The 16,371-nt window shown below is 72.3% G+C and carries 14 protein-coding genes; 2 read left to right on the top strand and 12 right to left on the bottom strand.

All coding sequences use genetic code 11. The annotated features are described in order from the left end of the window. Positions 1–54: 54 nt before the first annotated feature. Complete coding sequence (locus VKK44_RS16160; protein WP_343441925.1) at positions 55–345, bottom strand: hypothetical protein; 291 nt, start codon at positions 343–345, stop codon at positions 55–57. Between the two features lie 320 nt (positions 346–665). Here VKK44_RS16160 and VKK44_RS16155 point away from each other — a divergent pair, with 320 nt between their 5' ends. Next, a complete protein-coding gene (locus tag VKK44_RS16155) occupies positions 666–1,493 on the top strand; it encodes an SAM-dependent methyltransferase (protein WP_343441924.1) in 828 nt (275 codons plus the stop codon). Between the two features lie 101 nt (positions 1,494–1,594). On the opposite strand, the gene VKK44_RS16150 is transcribed toward VKK44_RS16155, so the two are convergent. From VKK44_RS16150 to VKK44_RS16105, 10 genes are all read right to left on the bottom strand, one after another. After that, the gene (locus VKK44_RS16150; RefSeq protein ID WP_343441923.1) at positions 1,595–3,151 is read right to left on the bottom strand and encodes a thiamine pyrophosphate-dependent enzyme; all 1,557 of its coding nucleotides are present in this window, start codon (positions 3,149–3,151) and stop codon (positions 1,595–1,597) included. Between the two features lie 99 nt (positions 3,152–3,250). Continuing rightward, a complete protein-coding gene (locus VKK44_RS16145; protein ID WP_343441922.1) occupies positions 3,251–4,102 on the bottom strand; it encodes a glycosyltransferase family 8 protein in 852 nt (283 codons plus the stop codon). A 31-nt stretch (positions 4,103–4,133) separates the two neighbouring features. Beyond that, a complete protein-coding gene (locus VKK44_RS16140) occupies positions 4,134–4,739 on the bottom strand; it encodes a hypothetical protein (protein WP_343441921.1) in 606 nt (201 codons plus the stop codon). Between the two features lie 107 nt (positions 4,740–4,846). Beyond that, positions 4,847–5,698: a ParB/RepB/Spo0J family partition protein gene (locus VKK44_RS16135; RefSeq protein WP_343441920.1), complete on the bottom strand. Its 852-nt coding sequence runs from the start codon at positions 5,696–5,698 to the stop codon at positions 4,847–4,849. A 254-nt stretch (positions 5,699–5,952) separates the two neighbouring features. Continuing rightward, complete coding sequence (locus tag VKK44_RS16130) at positions 5,953–7,950, bottom strand: beta-galactosidase (protein WP_343441919.1); 1,998 nt, start codon at positions 7,948–7,950, stop codon at positions 5,953–5,955. Then, complete coding sequence (locus VKK44_RS16125) at positions 7,947–8,975, bottom strand: zinc-dependent alcohol dehydrogenase (protein ID WP_343441918.1); 1,029 nt, start codon at positions 8,973–8,975, stop codon at positions 7,947–7,949. Before VKK44_RS16125 ends, VKK44_RS16130 begins: the two co-directional genes overlap by 4 nt. A 36-nt stretch (positions 8,976–9,011) precedes the next feature. Continuing rightward, the gene (locus VKK44_RS16120) at positions 9,012–10,199 is read right to left on the bottom strand and encodes a hypothetical protein (RefSeq protein WP_343441917.1); all 1,188 of its coding nucleotides are present in this window, start codon (positions 10,197–10,199) and stop codon (positions 9,012–9,014) included. Next, complete coding sequence (locus tag VKK44_RS16115) at positions 10,196–11,113, bottom strand: inositol monophosphatase family protein (protein ID WP_343441916.1); 918 nt, start codon at positions 11,111–11,113, stop codon at positions 10,196–10,198. Before VKK44_RS16115 ends, VKK44_RS16120 begins: the two co-directional genes overlap by 4 nt. Further along, positions 11,110–12,402, bottom strand: coding sequence for an aspartate aminotransferase family protein (locus tag VKK44_RS16110; RefSeq protein ID WP_343441915.1), 1,293 nt, complete (start codon positions 12,400–12,402; stop codon positions 11,110–11,112). The genes VKK44_RS16115 and VKK44_RS16110 overlap by 4 nt, the downstream gene beginning before the upstream one ends. A 10-nt stretch (positions 12,403–12,412) precedes the next feature. Continuing rightward, positions 12,413–13,111: an HAD family hydrolase gene (locus tag VKK44_RS16105; RefSeq protein ID WP_343441914.1), complete on the bottom strand. Its 699-nt coding sequence runs from the start codon at positions 13,109–13,111 to the stop codon at positions 12,413–12,415. Between the two features lie 173 nt (positions 13,112–13,284). On the opposite strand from VKK44_RS16105, the gene VKK44_RS16100 reads away from it, so the two are divergent. Beyond that, positions 13,285–14,127 (top strand): PfkB family carbohydrate kinase, encoded by an 843-nt coding sequence (locus VKK44_RS16100; RefSeq protein ID WP_343441913.1) that lies wholly within the window; start codon positions 13,285–13,287, stop codon positions 14,125–14,127. A gap of 20 nt (positions 14,128–14,147) precedes the next feature. Here the strand turns inward: VKK44_RS16100 and VKK44_RS16095 are convergent, their stop codons facing one another. Further along, complete coding sequence (locus tag VKK44_RS16095) at positions 14,148–16,250, bottom strand: AfsR/SARP family transcriptional regulator (RefSeq protein WP_343441912.1); 2,103 nt, start codon at positions 16,248–16,250, stop codon at positions 14,148–14,150. Positions 16,251–16,371 lie beyond the last annotated feature (121 nt).

Here is a 16,371-nt window from a genome sequence, read left to right as displayed (position 1 = left end):
CAGCGCGGTCGCCGCGCAGTCCACCCGGACCGGTGGCTGGGGTGTGGCGCCACCTCAGCCGACGACACCAGCACCTCCGAGCGGCGACCGGCGGGGCCGGCCAGGTCCGGGTCCCCGTCCCACCTGGAGCAGGCGCTGGCCCTGTACCGCCAGCTCGGCAACCGCACGGGTGAGGCCTGGACGCTGAACAGCCTCGGTACGCCGCACACCCGCCTGGGCCAGCTCACCGACCACCACCAACGGTCGCTCGACATCCGCCACCACACCGCGGCCCACCCGATCGCTGTCGACATCGGCGCGCATCAGGAGCACGCCCGCGCCCACACCGGCCTCGGTCACGTCCACCGTGCCCTCGGGGTGTCGAGCGCGGGGACCACTCCGCTTCCCTCGTGACGAGCGCATGGCGCTGCCGATGACCCTCGGCCGCGATCCACCCCGTCGTCATCGCTCTCGGCCCGGACATCGTCGCGGCTCATCTGGACGACGGAGGGCGGTCTGCCGATGCCCGACACGCCGGGCGTCGCCGTTCGACGTGCTTCCTGGTCGCCGGGCCGATCCGCTGGGAGCGGTACCAGCGGGGGCGACGGTCCACATCGTCCGGTCGCTAGACTCCCGGGCAACCGCCCACGGACCGGTGTGCTGATCAGGATCGGATGGAGAAGCCGTTGACGCGCGACAAGGCCGCACCCCCCGGAATCGACCTCACCGTTCCCAGCGTGGCCCGGGTCTACGACTACTTCCTGGGCGGTAAGGACAACTTCGAGGTCGACCGGAAGGTCGCCGAGCACGCTCTGCGGATCACGCCGGACGGGCCGGCCGCCGGGCAGGCGAACCGGGCGTTCCTGCGCCGGGTGATCCGTTTCCTCGTCACCGAGGCCGGCATCGACCAGTTCCTCGACATCGGGTCCGGGCTGCCCACCCAGGGCAACGTGCACGAGGTCGCCACCGAGCACAACCCGACCGCCCGGGTGGTGTACGTGGACAACGACCCGATCGTGTTGACGCACGGGCGGGCCCTGCTCGCCGCGGAGGGCACCGCGACGGTGATCCAGGCCGACATCCGCCGGCCGCAGGAGATCCTCGACGACCCGGACGTCCGTCGGTTCCTCGACTTCGACCGGCCGATCGGGCTGTTGCTCTTCGCGATCCTGCACCACCTGGGCGACGACGAGCAGCCGGGAGCGGTGTCGGCGGAGTTGATCGACGCGTTGCCGTCGGGCAGTTACGTGGCGGTCTCGCACTTCCGTGACCCGGGTGAGCGGGACCCGGACGGTTCCCGGAAGGCCCGCGAGGTCGAGCGGGTGTTCAACGAGTCGCTCGGCACCGGCCGCTGGCGTACCGACGAGGAGATCCTCTCCTTCGTCGACGGGCTGACGCTGCTGGAGCCGGGGCTGGTGCCGTTGGCCGAGTGGCGTCCCGATCCGGGCACGCCCGCGCTGAAGCAGACCGACACCTACCACACCTTCGTCGGACTGCTGGCCCGCAAACCGTAGGCCGTCGCGACGGAGCCGCCGGGCACCTGGTGGGCGTGACCCGGCCGCCCGCATCGGGATCCGGGCCACGACCGGCAGCTCGTCGCCCGTGGCGGTGGTGCTCAGGCGGGAGCGGGCGCGGACTCCCGGACCAGCACCACGCCGGGAGCATCCGCGAGGCGGGAGTTCAGCTGCGCGACAGCGGCGGTCGCCGTGGTCGCCGAGCAGTCCAGCCGGTCCACCGGCAGGTCCGGACCCACCGCCCGGACCAGGCGGTCGATCAGCGCGTCCGCGGTGTCCGGGCGGTCCGCGCTGGGGGCCAGGGGCTGACCGCCGGTCTTGTCCTGGGTGCCGTTGACCAGGACCACGACAACCACCGGAATGCGCCGCACCGCCACGTCGAGCAGGCTCTGCAACCCGGTGTGCAGCAGGGCGTAGTCGCCGATGACCGCTACGGCGGGCGCATCGCCGCGGGCCGCGCCGCCGGCCACCGAGACCGCCGAGCCGAGGCACACCGCCGCGTCCGACGCCTCGTACGGCGCGTAACAGAGGTTGACCGACGATCCGACGTCGGTCGCGACGAAGACTCCTGCCCGGCGGAGATCGGCGATCGCCGCGAACGCCGGATGGAACGGCGGGTAGGTGGAGTCACCGGAGGTCTTGGCCTGGACGTGCCGCCAGTCGGCGGGACCCTCGGCGAGCGCGCGGCTGATCGCGTCAGCGCCGATCGGTCCCTCCGGCGGCAGGTGCCCGCTGATCCGCCCGATGGCCTGGTGGCCGCCGGGGACCTGTTCGCGGATGCGTCGCTCCACGTGCGGCAGTGGGCTCTCGAGGACGACGATCCGGGCGTGTTCCTCGACGAAACGGGCGATCTCCTTCTCGTCCCGGTCACCGTCGAGTCGGCGTAACGTCAGCCGGCACGCGCCGTCCGGCGCCGCTACCGCCGAGTGGCCGAAGTAGATCAATCCCACCTCGTGCGTGTCCGCGCAGGCGAGCATCGGCTCGGCGCCCGGCACGGGTGAGCCGGTGGAGTGCCGGCGCAGGCGGCGGTGTTGGACCCGGCCCAGTTTGGTGAGCCGCTGGGCGACCGCCGGGTCGAGCCTCGGCCGCTCGCCGGAGACGGTGTCGCCGACCGCCTCGGGGCCGCCGCCGGCACCGGTCGGCACGGTGCCGGTCAACCGCAGGACGACCGGTACGGATTCGGCCTCGGAGAGGCGGACGGCGGTGCTGATGCAGTGCGCCAGGTCCCCGTCGAGGGTCGGTTCGATCAGTGGGATCCGCAGGATCTCCGCGAGGTCGCGGCTGTCCTGCATGGCGGTGGAACGGGAGCAGTCGAGATCGTCGGCCACGATCAGCACGAGGGCCGCGCCGATCGAGTGCACCGCCGCGTTCAGCAGCGCGTCGAAAGCCACGTTGAGGCCGTTCTGTTTGCACATGACTGCGCTTCGCCGCCCGATGAAGGACAACCCCAGCGCGTTTTCCACGGCGACTTTTTCGTTGACCGACCATTCGAAGCCGGAGAGCAGTTCCGCGGCGGTTTCCGCCACATGGGTGATCGGTGCGCCCGGCACCGCGAAGCAGTGTTCGACGCCGTGCTCGGCAAGATTCGTGGCAACCGCTCCGCATTCGCAGGCACCTTGGCAATGGCTCACGTCAGCTCCCCGGATAGTGATGTCCATTGGATTCTCGACGCTACCATCCTGATTTGCGAAAGCGCATTCCGACAAATGTTTTCCCGGAAATGCCGAGGTGTGAAAAACGGAATCCGCCGGCGCGGCTCACCTGCCGTCGTCCTCCCACCAGCCGGGATAGGCGCGCGCCGGCATGGCGGTGGTGTCGAAAGCGGTCATGCGCGCGTACCCCTGGTAGAGCCGGAAGAAGTGGGGGAGGGCGGAGCGACCGAGCCAGGGCTTGCGGGCCCCGCCGTAGTGCAGGATCCGCGGCAGCGGTCCCCGGTGCTCACGGACCACCGTCCGCGCGACCTGGAAGTTCCATTCGTAGCTCAACTCCTGCCAGTGCCCGCCGAGCGCGACGTTGAGTGAGTCCTGGTCGGGCAGCATGAGGTCGGTGCGCCCGCGGGCGAAGTCGAAGACGCGCCGCGTGGCGTCGAGCGCCTCCCAGCGCTCCACGTCGATGGCCAGGACCCCCGCGTTCAACTGCCGCCCGGCGTGCTGCTGGCCGAAGACCTGCGCCTCTGCCCCGAAGTCCCAGTCGTGCACCGCCCCGAAGGCGTGCTCGCCGAGTGGCAGATCGGCCAGCGGCCGGGCGTCACCGACCACCAGCGTGTCCGCGTCCAGATAGAGCATCCGCCGATGCCGCCCGCTCAGCATGCCGGGAACGAGCAGGTACGCGAACACCGTCGGCGCGAACTCCCGGTTCTCGCACCGGGTGGAGGGCAGATCCCGCAGGAGCGCCTCGTCCAGCGGGAGGAACTCGACGCTGGCGGCCGACGACCACGATGCGGCGATGAGGTCCCGGGATCGTGGGGAGATGCCGAGGTCCAGGACGTACATGGTGGGCCGCACGGTGTCCGGGAGGTTCGCCAGCAGCGACCGGCCGGAGACGGCTGCCGGCAAGGCGTAGTTGTCGTCCGTCGCCCAGACCAGGGCCACGTTGTCGAATGTCTCCACCGCGGGTTCTCCTCGCGCCGTGCCGGAATGGTCAGAACGTGGGACCGCCGGCCGCGATGCACTGCCGGCGGTACTCGTCGTACATCACCCGCATGTGGACGAGATCGTGCGGGGCGTCGAAGTGGTGGACGACCGGCAGCGGCCCGGTCCATTCCTGGTGCAGTCGACCGAGGACGGGGAAGCGCCACTCGGAGCCGAGCCGCTTCCAGCGCGGCGGAAGCGGGTCGCGGCGCCCGGACCGTTCCTCGACGAACCTCCTGGTGTCGATGACCAGCACGCCGGGATCCAGGGCCGGCGGGCCGTCCGAGCCCGGTTCGGTGAGGCGCGGCGTGCCGGCCACCGGGAAGTCTTCCAGGTCGATCGAGGAGAGCGGCGACAGGTCGCCGACCACGAGGGTGTCGCAGTCCAGATGGATGACGCGGTCGTGTGCCCCCGCCAGCATCGCGGAGATCCGAAGGGGTGCGTCCACCGTGCCGGGCGCGGGGGCCGCCTCGTCGGCGGGTTCGAGGAATGTCAGGCGGCTGCGCCCGATCAACGCCGTGAGGCGCCGCCTGGTCTCCGGGCGCAGCCCGAGATCGAGCATGACGAAGCCGAAGTCGTCGGACGGGCTGTTCTCCAGGATCGAGGTCGCGGACATCGCCGCGGGGCCGGCATCCGCTTCGGGAACCGCGTATGTGACGACGTGACGATTCGGTAGGTGCACCTGTCCCTGGCCTTCCTCGCCGAGGCGATCGGTGGGTGGTTCTAGATGGAGTCCACTCCGGGTCTGCTGCGTTGCCGGGACAGGAACGCGCCGATGATCTGGGCTGCCGCCTGGTCCTGGGTCATGCCCTCGTTGCGTGCCCAGGCGCGCATCTGTCGATGGTCCGCCACCGGCAGCGTGACGACGACCTGCCGGACCCCCTCGCTGCCGCGCGAGGGCGTGCCGATCGCATGGGTGCCGGTGCGGCTGTTGCCCTTGAGTTGCTTCACCGATCGCAGCCGGTGGATCTGCTCGGCCCGGGTCAGCCCGGCGAGCTGGGAGGCGATCGCCTTGAGGTCCACCCGCTCACGGGCCACGTCCTTGACCGCGTCCTCCACCCGCAGGGCGGTCTTCACGTCGATCTGGCCCTGGTCGACGAGCGTCTTCAGTTCCGGGTCCAAACGCTCGTACTTCACGTAGGACCGCACCTGGTGGTAAGGCAGTCCGAGCTCGTCCGCCGCGGCCTTGATGGAGCCGTACTTGTGGTAGAGCGCGGTGCAGACGTCGATGAGATCCAGCTGGTTCATGTCGCGCCGGATCAGATTCTCGCTGAGGGACAGGACCTTCGCGGAGATCTCGTCGACCGCTCGCTCCAGGATGGCGGCGCTGATCGTCCGACGGTTGAGTCGCTGGTGGGCGAGGAACCGGCGTTGCCCGATGATGATCTCGTAACGGTCCGGCCTGCCGTCGATCGGCGCGACGACGATCGGCTCGAGCTGGTTGTTGACCCTTATGTTCTCGACGAGATCATCCAGGCCCTCCTCCACGGCCCGGGTGCGGGCCTGCCGTGGGCTGATCTCCAGCCGATCGAGCGGTATGTCCTCCACCGTGCGAAATTTGACAGCCACAATCATCCCCCCGTGGAACGCAGTCGTCTCGATCGATCAAGCGGCCGAGCTTCAGTGGCATTTCTACAACCCCACCGATTTCTTTGCCATGGCGTTGTCAGGAATGCGCGGTATGGATCGTTCTCCATGTGGTGCCAAGCGCAGGAGTGTCCACAGGCGTACTCGATGACTGAAGTGGCGTGGGTGGTGGGCGCGGCGCGGCGAATGTCGTCCGGGGTGCACGGGCCGGTGGTCGGCGGGTGGGCGCTCTGGTGCGGAAACTAGATTCGAAATGCTGATCTTGAGGGATGCCGATGCGCCGAGAGGTCACCGGCTCGATGACCGGCAATCCGATCATCACCGAAAGTGATGTCGGCCCGGATGGTGAGGCCCAGTAACTCGTGGTGACCCTTGAGATAGGCGCCGGCCAACTCTCCGTCGCGGCAGTGGACGACCGCACAGCCGCCCGGCATCAGCGTGGTACGCAGCGTCTCGCCCATGATCGTCGTCGTCACCGGCGCCGGGTCGGCGCCGGCACCGGGAACCGGCGGGTGGAAGAGAAAGACGAACACGTCACCGGCGGGGCCGATGCGGCGCAACTGGAGGACGCCGTCGCCGGTCCGGTCGGCCCGTGGTGCCGTGGGGGGCCAGGCGGCCAGCGCGGTACGGGCGTCCGCGGCGACGGTGATCGGCAGGCCCGCGCGGACGGCGTCGGCCAGGCGGGTGCAGCGCCCGCCTCGCTCGTCGGCCGTCGGCAGCTCACCCAGCACCAACAACGGCCGTCCCGCACGGGCGTGCGTCACCAGGAGTTCCTGGAGCCCGGCCGGCATGAGCGGTCCGGAGGTGGTGACCAACGGGCGGCGCCGGTCGTCGTCCTCCGCCTCGCGGTAGGCGATCGAGAACGGCACCCCGTACCGCAGGCAGTGCCGCACGAACGGCGCGATCGTCCGGTCCGCGGGCGGTTCCGTGTCGACCCCCCACGAGGTGAGCGCGGCCTGCTCGGGCCGGACGAGGAGGACGACGTCGACCTCCGGCCGGCTCGCCGCCAGGGCCGGTCCCGCCGCCCGCAGGAATCCGGTGAACTCGCGCAACGCGTCCAGGCCCGGACCGGGCGACCCGTCCACGCCGATCGGCGCCGCGTCGCCGTACGGCGGATCGAGAAGCGCCGGGTCACCGGCGACCGTCCGTCGATGTGCCGCGTCCATCGTGAGGTGCTCGTCCCATCCGGCCGTGGCGCAGCCGGTGTAGACGCTGATGCCGGTGGCGCCGCAGGCGAGGCCGAGCAGCGAGCGGTAGATCGGTACACATGCCGCGGCGCAGGCGGGGCTGACCCAGGGCAACGACCAGTTCTCCTCCATCGCCGGCCCGGGAGCGCGCTTGACGGCCAGCACGTACCGGGTCAACTCGTCGTCGTCGGCGAGGTCGCCGGTCCAGTTGGTGAATCCGTAGTGGACCGTGCGGGGCGTCGCCGGGCCGCTGCGGCTCAGCCAGGCGTCCAGGCCCGGCGATCGCGCCTCCGCCGGCGGTGCGGCGTTCATCAGCAGCGGCACGTCCAGGTCGAGGTGCGCGCCGATGTCGTCCAGCCCGTCCGCCAGCGACTCGTTGAGCCAGGCCGCCCATGCGGCGTACCCGCCGCCCGCGCCCGGGCGCGGCGGTCGACGGCCGGGATGCCGTCGGGTGAACGCCGCCACGCCGGGCGCCGAGTAGTCCAGGGCGGAGGCCGCCAGCGCCGTCTCGCCGAACCAGCCCTCGTTGCCCACCTGCACCGCCACCACCGGCCCGTGCGGATGGATCAGGGGACGCAGCACGTCACCGACCGCGCGCAGCCACTGCCCGGCGTCCTCCCGGAAGACCGGGTCATGGGGTGACGGCAGCGGATAGCCCTGCGCGGACAGCGGTTCGCCGGTGGCGCAGAGCGCGGCGGTCCGGCCGGTGCCCCCGGCTGGCCCGACACGATCGGGCAGTCCACCGAGGGGGAGCTCGGCGTGCACGTACGGTCCGGGCTTCGGCATCGCCCACAAGCCGGCGGCCTGCACCAGGCCGAGGAACCCGAGCAGGTCCCGGTTGCCCGGCCCGGTGAACGCGAAACGGCCCGGCTCCAGTTCGTGGTGCCGCCACGGAACGTAGAAGCTGATCGTGGTGAGTCCGGCCGCCCGCATCGCGGACAGCTTGGCCGCCCACCGCCCGGCCGGATCGCGGTAGTACGGATAGTCGCCGGTCAGCAGCAGGTCCGGCCGGTCGTCGACGACCACCACGCCGGCCCGGATCACGGGGCTCATCCGTCGGTCGCCGGGACGGTGAGCAGAATCTTGAGCGCGGCGTACCCGTCGAGCGGGTCCGGGACGCCGAGCATGGCCATGGCCTTGTCGGCGTGGTGCAGCGGGATCTCGTGACTGACCAGGGACTCCAGCGGCAGGTCCGCAGCGAGGTCCAACGCTGACTCGAAATCGGCGGGCGCGTACGGGCCGGCGCCGACCACCCGGATCGCGCCGGTCGCGAGCCGGTGCAGGGAGATGTCGGCGACGCTGCCCAGACGCTCGCCCATCACCAGGACGGTGGCGCCGTCCTCCACCAGCTCGACCCCGACTCCGGGCATGGTGCCGACGCTGTCCACGACCAGATCCGGCGGCCGGGCGAGGTCGGGGACGGCGGTGACGTCGACCGACCGGGGCAGCGCCTCCCGTACCAGCGCGGCCCGGCGTTGATCCGGTTCGGTCAGCCGGACCCGGAAGCCCCGGAAGGCCAGGACCAGCGCGCAGAGCGCGCCGATCGGGCCGCCGCCGAGGACCAGGATGTCGTCGTCCCAACGGGGTGCCGCGCAGCGAAGGTTGTTCAGCACGCAGGCCAACGGCTCGACCAGTGCGGCCCGCCGGTCCGGCAGCCCGTCCGGGATCGGATGGACGAAGCGCTCCGGCACGACCGCGTACCGCGCCATGGTGCCGTCGCGGTCGACGCCGATCTCGCGGCCCTCCTTGGCGCGGCACAGCGCCATGCGTCCACGCCGGCACATCCGGCACGCGGTGCAGTAATAGGTGGGGTTCACCACCACGCGGGCCCCGCCGCGCAGGCCGCGCACCGCCGCGCCGACCGCCGCGACCCGCCCGACGGCCTCGTGGCCGAGCACGACCCCCGGGGCCGCCTCCGCCTCGCCCAACAGGATGGCACGGTCGGTGCCGCAGATGCCGGTCATCGTGACCCTGACGAGCACGTCGTCGGGGTTGGTGACGGTCGGCGTCGGCCGGCGGGTGAGCGTCCCCCGGACGTCGGCGGCATGGAACGCGTACGCGGGCATGGTGCCGGTCACGGCGGTCTCCTTTCGTCGCATGGACCCGGACGTCGGCTACCACGGAAGGTCGGCGAGGTGCCGCTCCGGGTCCGGCTCGTCGCCGGCGGAGAACTGCTCCACGAGGTCGTCGAGCAGCACCGCGCCGACCAGGTAGTGGAAGGCGGCGAGCTCGACCGGCGTGACCGGCCGCCCGTCGGCGCCCCACCGGGGCTTGTCGTCCGAGAGTCGGCACGCCGCCTCCGACAGCACGTGCAGGTCGTGCGTGAGCAGCAGCCGGGCGCGCCACCCGGGGTCGTCGAGCAGCTCGCGCAGACAGGGCAGGTCGGCGAGGAAGGGCACGAAGCCGAGCACCGCCTCCCGGTACGGGTGCTCGCTGGTGTCCCGCAGCCCGGCCCGGTACGACGGTGGCGTCCCGCCGAGCCGCCGCACCACGCAGCCGCGCCGCAACGCGGGATCCCACACCGAGAGGCTGAACAGCGCCTTGGCGAGGTCGTAGACCGGGTCCAGCGGTGCGGTCGACCCGCGTGGGTCGATCAGCCGGAAGTCCCGGCGGTCGGGGGCGACCAACACGTTGCGGGTGTTCGCGTCCCCGTGCGCGGGAAAGCCCAGCCGGCGGGGCGCGAGCCGGGCGAGCCGGCCGGCCTCCCGGTCACGCAACTCGGTCAGGACGCGGACGGGAGAGCGACAACGCCGGCCGTTGACGAGCAACACGTCCGCGCCGGTCAGCTCCGGCAGGGCCCGCCGCAGCATCGGCAGCCGGCGGAAGAAGCGCGCGATGACCACCCGGTCCAGGTAGTCCGCCGGCGCCGCCGTCGTCGTCGCGGCGTACCCGTGCCCGATGAGCTCGGTGGCCACGCTGCGGTAGGTGTCGAAGAAGGCGCCGCTGTCGCCGGCCCGCAGCGGCGCGGCGAGGTCCTGCGACGGGAAGTACGGGGTGAGCTGCGCCGCCCAGTCGGGTCCGTGCACGCTGTCGACGATCGGCTGGTACCGCCCGCCGAGCCGCGGCGCCTGCCGGCGGGCCAGGTCGATCTGCGACTCCTTCGTCCGGAACGAGGCCAGGTCGTGACCGTCGACGGTGCCGGGCCGCGCCGTCACGACCTTCAACACCATCGGCGAACCGTCTGGCCGGAGCGCGTGGTAGACCCGGGCCGACGAGCCGCCCTCCAGGATCTCCGCGCCGACGGACACGCCGAACCGCTCGGCGGCGGCGTCCCGGCACGTCTCCGCAGCGGCGGCGGTCACCACCGGATGCCCGCCAGGAGAAGCTCGTGCAGGCGGGGCGTGGACGCGGCGATGCAGGACCGCTGGTTCAGCGGACCGATGTCCAGCAGCAACGTGTCGTGCAGGGATTTTCCGTAGGCGTCGGTCACCACCACGCCGGCCCGCTCGGCGATGAACACGGCGGCGGCGATGTCGTACGGGAAGAGGTGCAGGATGCTGCCGTGCCCGACCCGGCGGAACTCGGCCTCCGACTCCGGCCGGTCGCGCAGGATGCGGTTGCCGATGTCGACGTACGCGTCCATCTGCCCGGTCACGATGCGGGAGAGCGAGAACGACGCGGAGTTGAAGACGTAGACCGCGCCGCGGTTCGCGGAGGCGTCGATCAGGTGCCCGTACGCGTCGATCATCATGCCGGTGGGATGACCGTTGAACTCCAGCGACCAGAACATCCGCTCCACCTCGCCGGTGTCGCTCAGGCGCGGCACCGGGTCCGGGAACCCGCCGGACTCGACGGCGGTGCCGTCCTCGTCGGCGTACAACCAGTTGCCGGTCTTGATCTCGGTGAGCACCGCGTGCGTGATGTCACCGATGGTCGGCTCGCCCGGGTACGGCGCCGCGGCGATGGACACGCACGCCATCTCCAGGTCGGCCGCCGCCGCGCGGGTGCCGTCGATCGGATCGATGATCAGCACGTGCCGCGGGTCGTCCCCGAGCACGGTCAGACCGGCGCTCTCGGTGTAGCAGGCGACCGACTGTCCGGTGCGCCGCAGGAAGTCGGCGGCGGCCCGCTCGGCGAGCACGTCGACCGGGAACTCCGCGTCACCGCCCTGCGCCGCGCCGCTCACGTAATGTCGACCGACCGTGCCGCGGCCGGCCACGACGGTCTCCCGGATGTGCTGCGCCAGGCCCAGCAGCAGGTCACGCACGGCGCTCACCGCACCGAGAGGAAGAGTTGGGTGAGGCGGTCGCACATCTCGTCGGCCTCGGCGAAGCTGATGATCAGAGCCGGCCGGACCTTCAGCACGTTGCCGTACCCGTAGAGGGAGGTGCGCAGCAGCAGCCCGTGCGCCATGCCCTCCTCGGCGAGGTGGTTCGTCAGCTTCGCGTCCGGGCGCCCGTCCGCGTCGGTGATCTCCATGCCCAGCATCAGGCCCAGCCCGCGTACCTCACGGACGAAGCCCACCTTGGCCGCCAGCTCCTCCAGCCTGGTGCGGATGTGCGCGCCGACAGCGCGGACGTGCTCCAGGAAGCCGGGCTGGCGGATGATCTGGAGCGTCCGCGCAGCCGCCGTCGCGGCCAGCACGTTGCCGCCGAAGGTGGAGTTGATGTGGTGGGCGGTGAGGCCGGCGAACCGCTCCTCGGTCAGGATCCCGGCGATCGGCATGCCGGACCCGCCGAGCCCCTTGCCGAAGGTCAGCATGTGCGGCGAGACGCCGAAGTGGTCGGCCGCGAACATGTGACCGGTCCGGCCGAACCCGGTCTGGATCTCGTCGAAGATCAGCGCGATCCCGCGCTCGTCGCACAGCCGGCGCAGCGCCTGGAGGTAGCCGTCGGGCACCACGATGTTGCCGCCGTTGCCGGAGATCGGCTCGACGATGACCGCCGCCACCTTGCCGGAGCTGGCGTAGTCGATGAAGTCGTTGATGCGCTCGGCGCAGAGCAGGTTGCAGCTCGGGTACTCCTGCTTGTAGAAGCAGCGCAGACAGTACGGGTCCGGCACGTGCACCACGCCGGGCATCTGGAAGGTGAACGGCGCCCGGCGGAACGCCGCGCCGGAGGCCGCCGTCATGGCGATGGTCTGCCCGAGGTGGCCGCGGAAGAGACTGACCACGTCGGACTTACCGGTGACGTGTTGGGCGATCTTGATGGCGCCCTCGTTGGCGTCCGAGCCGCTGGCCGACTTCAGGTGGACCTTCTCCAGCCCGGGCGGGGCCACCTCGGTCAGGCCGCGCACCAGGTCGTTGAGCGCGTCGGTCTGGAACTTGGAGGTGACGTGGATCAGGTTCGGCGCCTGTTCCTGGATCACCCGGACGATCTCCGGGTGTGAGTAGCCGAGGGACAGGTTGAAGGTGCCGGCGGAGCAGTCCAGGAAACGCTGCCCGTCCTCCGTGTACGCCCATACGCCCTCACCGCGGACGAACTTGAGCGGGTCCGGGCGGTAGTAGTAGCCCGACAGCGGGTCGTCGCCACCGAGCGCGCCGGTCGGGTCCGCGTGGATGGTCATGTTTCCTCCGTCATGGTCGGACGAGTGTTTCCAGCACCTGCGCGAGGCGGAGCTGTTCGAACGATTCGAGGCGCAGGTCCGCCGCGCTCAGGTCGAGCGCCGCGGTGACCGGGTTGGGCACCGCGACGCACCTGATCCCGGCCGCCTTGGCGGCGTGGACGCCGCTCGGCGTGTCCTCGAAGGCGATCGCCGCCTCGGCCGGGACCCGCAGGTCGTGGAGTGCCGCCAGGTAGAGCGCCGGTTCCGGCTTGGCGATGCGCGGGTCGGCGTCGGCGCACCGGATCGTCCGCCAGCCGTCGGCGACACCGCACTGCCGGCTGTAACGCTCCACCCAGGCCCGCGAACTGTTGCTGACGATGCCCCGGGGCAGGCCGAGCGCGTCCACCTCGGCGAGCACCCGGGGCACACCGGGGCGCGCCCGGATGGTCACCAGCAACTGGTCGAGCCGGCGTTCGAGTCGCCGGTCCAGCGCCGACCGGTCGACCGGCCCGCCGGCGAGCGCGCCGAGTTGGCCCCAGATGTCGGCGCCGATCCGGCCCACGGCACGGGTCCACAGGTCGTGGTCGAGCGAGGTGCCCGCCTCGGCGAAGATCTCGGCGTGCGCCTGGAAGATCAGCTTTTCCGGGTCCCACAGTGTCCCGTCGAAGTCGAAGAAGACCGCTCGGGTACGGGTGTCGTGCGCCCAGCGCTCCCGAGTGAGTACTGCCACGTAGCTGGCTCCCTTCACGCTTGCGCGGCGACCACTGGCCGGTTGCCAGGGCAGACAACCACCCCGGTCTGGCATCGGCCTGGCAGCGGGCTGGTGGCGATGTCAGCCCGGTACCAGGGCGATCGGTGAGGGTGGGTGCCACGACGGGGACGCCACGACGTGAGGAGCCAACGATGCGGGTGGCAGTGATCGGCCACGTGGAGTGGACGACGATCGCCGAGCTCGGCAGGGTGCCGGACCGTGGCGAGGTCGTGCACGCGGCCGTCACCTGGGAGGGCCCGGCCGGAGGCGGCGCGGTCGCTGCGGTACGGATGGCCGAGCTGACCGGCGGGTGTGTCTTCCTCACCGCGCTGGGCGACGACGAGGCGGGCGAACGCTCCCGCTCGGCGTTGAAGGGCCGCGGCGTCGAGGTGCTGGCCGTGACCCGGGCCGCGCCGACCCGCACGGCGGTCAGCCTCGTGGACGCGACACGGGAGCGGACGACGGTGACGCTCGGGCCCCGGCTGCACCCCGAGGCGGAGGATCCGCTCCCCTGGGACGACCTGGCCGACTTCGACGCGGTCTTCTTCGCGGCGGGGGCGCCCGGCGTGCTCCGGTCGGCCCGCGCCGCCAGATCCCTCGTGGTGACCACCCGCGAGCTGGAGACGGTGGCCGCGGCCGGGGTACGCCCGGACGCGATGGTCGGCAGCGCCCGCGACGGCGCCGAACGGTACCGACCCGAGCTGCTGGCGGAGGCGCCCGGACTGGTGGTGGTGACGGACGGCGCGAACGGTGGCGCCTTCACCGTGGCCGGTGACCACGCCGGCGTCTATCCGGCCGCGCGGGTCGACGGGCCGATCCTGGACACCTACGGCGTCGGGGACACCTTCGCCGCGGCCCTCACCGTCGGTCTCGGCGCGAACCTCGGCGTGGCGGGGGCACTGGAGCTGGCCGCCCGCTGCGGCTCCGCCTGTCTCACCGGCACCGGGCCGTACGGCGCGGTGACCTCGGTGGCCGCCCTCCGGTTGCCGCGATGAGTTCCGCCGGAGCCGGCGGCTCAGACGACCGCGTAGGCACCGGCCCGGCGCGGGTCGGCGGTCGTGCGGTCGCGCTCGATCAGGGTCGCCAGGCGCCGGTGCTCCTCGTGCAGGCCAGCCTCGGCGGCGGCCCGGGCGACGGACGGCAGGCAGTGGCGTTCCCGGTCGTACCACCGCCTCGCCGCGCCTCGGGTGGACGGCGGCGGGACCGGCTGACCGGGCTGGACGCCGTGCGGGGTGGGCAGCCGGTCGGCCCGCTCGGCCGAGTGCAGGTACCACCGCACCAGCCGCTCGACCGCCCGGGTCCGGGCGTCGGCCGGGTGGTGCCACGCCAGCTCGGTGGCGCGGAGCCGCGGCAGCGCGCGCAGCCCGTAGCGGCCGGCCTGATCGAGTTCTACCAGGTGCAGGTCGACCAGCAGGTCCAACGCCGCCTCGGTGTCCCGCACGCCGGCGCCGGCCAGGGCGCCGCAGGCCTCCGGGCCGAGATCCGGCACCGCGATGATCCCGAGCAGCGCGAAGAGCGCGCGGGGATCGACCGGGCCGCCGCCCGGCAGCCGCGCCAGGCTGGCGTCGATCCGCGCGGTGACCCCGTCGTTGCCCGACCGGAGCTCGGTCAGGCGTTGCGACTCGTCGCGCAGCCGTCGGGCGAGGGTGGCGATCCGGCGGCCCGGATGGCCGGCTATCCGCGCACCGACCAGCCGCAGTGCGAGGGGGAGGCCGTCGCAGGCCGCCACCACGGCCGCGGCGTCGTGCCGCTCGGCAGCCACCCGGTCCCGGCCCACGAGCCGCGCGAACAGGGCGTGGGACTCCTCGGGGCGCAGCGCGTCCAGGGCGACGTGGTGGTCGCCGGGCACCCGGGTCAGCCGGCTCCGGGCGGTCACGATCACCGCGCACGTGCCGGCGCCGGGCAACAGCTCACGGGCCTGGTCGGCGTCGGCGGCGTCGTCGAGCAGGAGCAGGATCCGACGGCCGGCCAGCGCGCTGCGCAGCAGCGCGGCGCACTCGTCCTCCGTCTCGGGAACCGTGGACGCCGGAACGCCGACGCCACGCAGGAGGCGGGCCAGCGCCTCGCCCGTGCCCAGCGGCCGGTCGCTGCTGCCGCCGAGGTCCACGAACAGCTGTCCGTCGCCGTAGCCGCCGCGCGACGAGTGGGCGACGCGCAGGGCGAGCGCGGTCTTGCCGGTGCCGGCCGCGCCGGTGATGGTCACCACGGTGGCCGTCTGCCGTCGTGCGTCGGCCGTCACCAGGGCGCCCAGTTCGGCGACGACGGACTCCCGGCCGGTGAAGTCGGGCAGGTCGGCGGGGAGCTGCGCCGGCGTCGGGGCGCGGGTCGGCGCCGGTACCAGATCCCAGTCGCCGTCGGAGTCCGACCAGGTACCGAGGATCGCGTCGAGTCGGCTCCTGAGTTCCGGGCCGGGCCCGAGGCCGATCTGGCCGATCAGGTGGTGCCGGGCGGACTCGTAGACGCCCAGCGCCTCAGCCGGCCGACCGGCCTGCGACAGCGCATGCATCATCTGCTCGGTGAACGGCTCACGCAGCGGATGCTCGGCGGTCAGCCCGCGCAGCCGCGCGATCACCTCGTCGTGACGACCCAGGCGCAGCTCGGCCTCGTTCTGCCACTCCCGGACGGTCAGCCACCGCTCGCGCAGCCGCTCCGCCTCGTCGCAGCGCAGCGCGTCGGCCGGCACGTCGGCATACGGCTCACCCCGCCAGAGGCGCGCGGCGGCGGCGAACTCGGCTGCCGCGTCCGCCCAGCGTTGCTCGTCGAGGGCCCGCTTGCCGGCCAGCCGGTGCCGGTCGAACAGTCCGGTGTCGACCTCCTCGGCAGCGGCGCGCAGCACGTAGCCGCCGCTGTTGGTGCGGACCCGCGCGCCCAGCCCGGGGCCGAGCGTGCGGCGCAGCCGCATCACGTAGCTGTAGACGGTCGACGTGGCCCCGTCGGTCCGGCGCCCGTTCCACAGCAGGTCGGCCAGTTGGTCGATGGTGACCACGGCGTTGGCCGACCGCAGCAGCGCGGCGAGCACGACCCGCTGGCGGGCCGACGTCACGGCGATCTCGCCGTGCGCGTGCCGGACCGCCAGCGGCCCCAGGACGCCGAAGGCCGGCGCCGGGAATTCGGTCATGGTGCGGCCCCCATCACAATCGGAAGATTTGCGGTACAGGCGATTTTCCGCCGTCCCCGCGCGGAATCTGTCGCATGGTGTTCCGCCGGACAGCGCCGGCAAGCCGTGCTGGGAAATGGTC

This window comes from Micromonospora sp. DSM 45708 (assembly GCF_039566955.1).
In the GTDB taxonomy this organism is placed as follows: Bacteria; Actinomycetota; Actinomycetes; order Mycobacteriales; family Micromonosporaceae; genus Micromonospora.
The sequence above is the reverse complement of the archived record's forward strand: the minus strand, read 5'-3'. Positions and strand labels throughout refer to the sequence as shown.